Genomic DNA, 5,486 nt, shown 5'->3' on the forward strand with positions numbered 1-5,486 from the left:
ATGATCATCAAAAAATCCAAACTTAAAATAGTTGCAGGATTCACTTGCCTATATTGCATTGACCATTGCTCAGCAATCTCTTTACTTAGACCTTGCGCAGCCGCCATATCGCTAGTGAGCATTGATTGACTAATTTGGCTAAAACCATTCACAATTTGCTGCTCAGGAATACGAACATCTAACGCGCCCAGCGTGCTAGTAATTTCTTTTAGTGCCGCCTGACTTTGTAAGGCATCAAGTTCGTTAAACTTACTTGCCAAACGCATAATTTCACTACTTAATGTATCAATATTTATTGAGGTTAAAACATCATGTAACCAAGGGCTAATGGTATGTAGCAGTGAAACCAAATCTGAAGTATCAACAAAGTCACGAATATAAACAGGTAAGGTTATAAAAATTTGAAAATATACCGTCCAAAATCCCGACAGTATTAATAAATACGCCATAAACGGTTTATTGCCTATGCTCATTTTTTGTAAATACCATGCAAGTGCGTCTTGCTGGCTTGGTTTAGTGACCAACTTAGCCACCGCAAGATCCCAAATAATGGCAGCAACAATTAATAATACCGTGGCAATTAAGGTAAATTCACCGTCTATATAACCTGCATAGAAGGCCACGAGTATGATCAACAAGGGCACTACTAATAAGGCCAGGCGCATATTTCCCAGTACCTGTTGCATTTCATGAAAGACTTGCTTTAAGGGTTTATTTTTACCATGACGCTCAGGCTCTTTATAGAAAAATAACGCCGGAATAAAGTTCACTGAAATCCAAATACAGGCAAAAGTAAACACTGCTTGCCAACCATAATTCTTTTGAATAATAGGCGCTAATAAAGGCCCTAAAAAACCACCGACATTGACCATCATATAGAAAATACCAAAGCCTAAGCCTCGGTTAGTATCATCTGTGGTTCTGCTAATGGTTGCGGTTACTACCGGTTTGAATATCCCAGCTCCGAGTGCTATCAACATAAATATGCTCATAAAGCTGGCTAAATCTTTGGCATAACCTAAGAAATAATAACTCGGCGCCATTAGGGTGAATGACAGCAAAAACATTTTCCGATAACCAAATCGGTCAGCGAGTGCGCCAGAAACCACAGGGAAAAGATAAAGGAAGAAAGGCACCACACCCATAATTAAACCACGTTCGGTATTACCTAAACCTAAACCGCCTTGCGTGGTAGGCGTCATAATATAACTAGCAAGTAATGTGTACATGCCATACCAAGCAAGTCGTTCAAAGATCTCCATGGTATTGGCTACATAAAAGGCTTGCTGAAAAGGACTTCGTTTAGTTAGGCTCACTGTCTTATCCACCATTTTTATTATTGATTTTTTTATTCTGGGTTGTTGTCCACTAACAACATTCATGCTGTTGATTTAAGTAATACTAAATATTGCATAAATCAATAGAATGAATGCTAAAAGTAATAAGGAAAATTAAAGTTAAAAAAAAGCCAAGTACACAATATGCACTTGGCTTTAAACTAATCTTTTAACAAGGTCGGTAATAACTCTGCCGGCATGTTTTGATAACAGATAGGACGTCTAAAGCGGGTAATGGCTGCACTGCCCACAGACGTTGTTCTGATATTAGTTGATGCTGGAAATGGACCACCGTGGTTCATTGAGGCACAGACTTCAACACCGGTAGGCATTTGATTATAAATCAAGCGACCTACTTTATGGGCAAGGTTAAGGCTTAACTCTTTTGACGCAGTTAAGTCACTTTCTAAGCCATGAATACTGGCGGTTAAATTACCTTTAAGAAGGCTAACAAACTCCATCATTTGTGCTTGGTCATCACAACGAACAACTAAAGCACTGAATCCAAATACTTCTTCTTGTAGTAATGGCGTTTTAGCAAATGTTGCTAGGTCTGTAGCAAATAAAGAGGCTGAACATTCTTGTTCATTACCTGTTTTACCCGTTGCTAATAAGCTGACACCGCTAAGTGCTTTTCGCTCTGCAACCGCGTTATTGTAGCTAGCACACATTGCTGGAGTTAACATAACACCAGCAGCTTGCTGTGCTAATGCTTCGCTTGCCGAAGTAATAAACGTTTGATAGTTGGCACTATCTTCACTGCCTACCACAACCCAAACGCCAGGGCTGGTACAAAACTGTCCTTGGCCCATCATTAATGAAGCAACTAAACCTTGTGCTATTTCAGCGCCGTCTTGGTCAACTTTATTAGGCATAATAAATTGTGGGTTAATGCTACCAAGCTCACCATAAAATGGAATCGGTTCAGCTCGTTGGTGAATTTGCGCTTGTAAAATCATACCTACGCGTTCAGAGCCAGTAAAACCAACCGCTTTAACTGATGGATGAGTAACTATTTGTGTAGCGATAGCGTAGTTTTTACCTTGAATAAGCGAAAATACACCGCGGTCTAAATTACAGCTTTCAATCGCTTTTAAGATAGCACGTGCTACTAATTCAGCAGTGGCAGGATGAGCTGCGTGTGCTTTCATAACTACAGGACAACCTGCAGCTAAAGCTGAAGCAGTGTCGCCACCAGCAGTAGAGAAAGCTAATGGAAAATTACTTGCAGCAAAAACACCAACCACACCTAAAGGTAAATAACCTAAACGAGTATCTGGTTTTGGAAGTGGTTGACGATCAGCATTCGCTTGCTCAATAACACCTTGGTATTCGCCTGACTCTAATAAGTCAGCAAACAAACCAAGCTGGCCAATCGTTCTGCCGCGTTCGCCTTGAATACGCATGACCGGTAGACCTGTTTCACCACAAGCGGTATCAACTAACTCATCACCTAAAGCAAGAATTTCAGCACCAATAGCACGTAAGAAAGTAGCGCGCTTAGCTGCACTTAACTGGCTATAAGAAGTGAAAGCTTCATTGGCGCGATTGATGGCAGTGTTTACTTCAAGCTCTGTAGCATCGGCAAATTCAATATCAATAGCTTTATGTGTTTGGGCATTAAAGGCTTTAAAACCACCTTGAGTATTACCTGACCATTCGCCGGCAATTAAATTCTGTCCTGTTATTGTCATCTTATTACTCACTTATGTTGCATGTATTGCTAAGTGCCTTTATAGAATAAAGGCACTGGATATAATCTGTATTTAAACAAAGATTAAAATAAGAAGTCACTTATCTTATCCATTGTCATTTCAGTGCTCTTTAGGTTATTTAACGCTAAAACCAAAGGCATATGGGTCATCATCATCGATAGTAATGCAGTTTTTGCCAAACACTTTTGCCCAACCTTCGATACTTGGCTTAATGGCAGTGATAGTCTGACCTGAGGCATTGAGCTCAACTACGCCTTCAATCTTACCGGTAAATTGGCTACCAATATAACTCTCATGCACGAAGGTATCGCCAACAGCTAATTCACCTTTGGCAAATAACTGCGCCATTCTCGCGCTTGTTCCGGTACCGCATGGCGATCTGTCTATGGCTTTATCACCATAAAATACCGCATTGGCGGCATCTGAGCCTTGGGTTTGCGGTAGACCTGTCCACAAAACGTGACTGACACCATTAACACTGGCATCTTCAGGGTGAACGCAGTCAAGCGACTTGCTTGCCACTTCACGAACAATAGGGCTCCACAGCAATATTTCTGCGGCAGTCCACTGGTCAATACCAGGAAAATTGGCTTGCGGTTCAACAATGACGTAAAAATTACCGCCATATGAAACATCAACGGTTAGTTGACCTAGACCTGGAATATCAAGAGTGATGTCACGATGTGCTAGATAAGCAGCAACATTAAATATTTTAACGTTAGCAACCTTGCCATTATTTTCTTGATACTCAATGACAATTTGACCGGCAGGCACATCAATGATGAGTTTACCTGGAGTTTTAGGGGTGATAAGACCGCTTTCTAAACCTGCGGTAATAGTACCAATAGTGCCGTGGCCACACATAGGAAGGCAGCCTGAGGTTTCAATAAATAAAATTGCTGCATCGGCATTGTCACTACAAGGTGGATACAAAAATGCACCTGACATCATATCGTGACCGCGCGGTTCAAACATTAAACCTTGGCGGATCCAATCAAAACGTTCAAGAAAGTCTAGACGTTTTTCACTCATGGTTTCACCCACTAAGTTTGGATGACCACTGGTCACTAACCTAACGGGGTTTCCGCAAGTGTGTGCGTCGATACAAAAAAATGTTCCCTTAACCATACTATCCCCAATAATGCTATTTGTTACTTGACGTAATCTTATTTATTAAATATTTTCTGTTATAAGTATTTTGTTAAAAAGGCCTTGTTATAACTGCCTTTTTATAACAGAGACGCCAGCACTGAAACGAGGTCTCAGTACTGGTATCTCTAGTAAACTTAATGATTAATGCGCATTAATCTAAGTTAAATTTACTTAAGTCAATGCGTGTCTCAACGGCTTCATTGATAATGGAAGCAACCATTTTAGTGGTTGCTTCAAAGTTAATAGATAAATCTTCGTTGTATTGCGTAGTTACCGCTGGGTAAACACCTTTCCAATTTACATTCATAATATTCTTTTCATTTTTCGTGATTAAATACCAATTGTTTTTTGTACCTATTTACTAGTCTTTTAGTATGCTTTGGTACCACAGTTTATTTTGTTAAAACTATTACTAGTTAAGCTTGAGTATATTGTATACAATCCTTAAATAATGGCAAGTATAATTTATTTTTACTTTATATACGACAGTAATAAATATTAACAACAACAACTTAGATCTATATCTATCCCAAGGTGTAAATTAATGAACACAGCAACAAACAAACAACAGGATAAAAAACAGCAAACAGTTGCTGTTATTGGCGCCGGAATTATTGGTATAAACTGTGCGCTCGAATTGCAGAGTTTGGGCTACCAAGTGACGTTAATTGACAAAGAAGGTATTGGTTTAGGTTGTTCTAAAGGTAATGCCGGACATTTTGCTACAGAACAAGTGTTTCCACTCGCCGAATCTTCATTGTTATGGCAAATGCCTAAGCTCTTACTTGACCCGCTTGGTCCTGTGTCTTTATCTGCCAAACACTTTATTAAAGCCATTCCTTGGTTCATGCAGTTTTTTAATAATATGCGCCCTAGTTTGCGTGATAAAAATACAGTAGCGATAAAAGCATTAAATAAAAATGCCATCAGTCACTACTGTGCGCTATTAAAAGAGGCAAATATGGAGCACCTCATCACCTTGCAAGGTTCATTGCTAGTTTTTGAGACAACCAATTACAATACAGTTGATGCCATGTATCAGCATTATAAAAATGAAGATGTGGCGGTAAAACTATTAGATAGAGCTGAAACGATTAAGCTTGAGCCAAACTTACACGACAATATTAATTACTCGTTATTCTTTACCGATGTAGCCCACACTATTGACCCGCTAGCATTGAGTGTTGCTCTTAGCGAATTTGCCAAAAGTAAAGGCATGACTTTCCAGCAAAGTGCCGTTACTGAAATAACTCAAGCAGAGACTGGAGTTACCGTACTGACA

5 protein-coding genes are annotated in these 5,486 nt (G+C 39.6%); 1 reads left to right on the top strand and 4 read right to left on the bottom strand.

Going from position 1 to position 5,486, the window contains the following annotated elements:
- The 4 genes from HRT50_RS17400 to HRT50_RS17415 all read right to left on the bottom strand — a co-directional run.
- On the bottom strand, positions 1-1,316 hold a 1,316-nt coding region (locus tag HRT50_RS17400; RefSeq protein ID WP_291616850.1), incomplete at its 3' end, for an MFS transporter.
- A 182-nt stretch (positions 1,317-1,498) separates the two neighbouring features.
- The gene (locus HRT50_RS17405; RefSeq protein ID WP_291616852.1) at positions 1,499-3,031 is read right to left on the bottom strand and encodes an aldehyde dehydrogenase (NADP(+)); all 1,533 of its coding nucleotides are present in this window, start codon (positions 3,029-3,031) and stop codon (positions 1,499-1,501) included.
- A gap of 135 nt (positions 3,032-3,166) precedes the next feature.
- Entirely contained in the window at positions 3,167-4,180 is a 1,014-nt protein-coding gene (locus tag HRT50_RS17410; RefSeq protein ID WP_291616854.1) for a 4-hydroxyproline epimerase, read from the bottom strand.
- A gap of 175 nt (positions 4,181-4,355) precedes the next feature.
- Positions 4,356-4,511, bottom strand: coding sequence for a hypothetical protein (locus tag HRT50_RS17415; protein WP_291616856.1), 156 nt, complete (start codon positions 4,509-4,511; stop codon positions 4,356-4,358).
- Between the two features lie 237 nt (positions 4,512-4,748).
- Here HRT50_RS17415 and HRT50_RS17420 point away from each other — a divergent pair.
- The coding region (locus HRT50_RS17420; RefSeq protein ID WP_291616858.1) for an FAD-binding oxidoreductase at positions 4,749-5,486 on the top strand (738 nt) is incomplete at its 3' end.

It is taken from the genome of Colwellia sp. (assembly GCF_013215345.1).
Taxonomy (GTDB): Bacteria; Pseudomonadota; Gammaproteobacteria; order Enterobacterales; family Alteromonadaceae; genus Colwellia.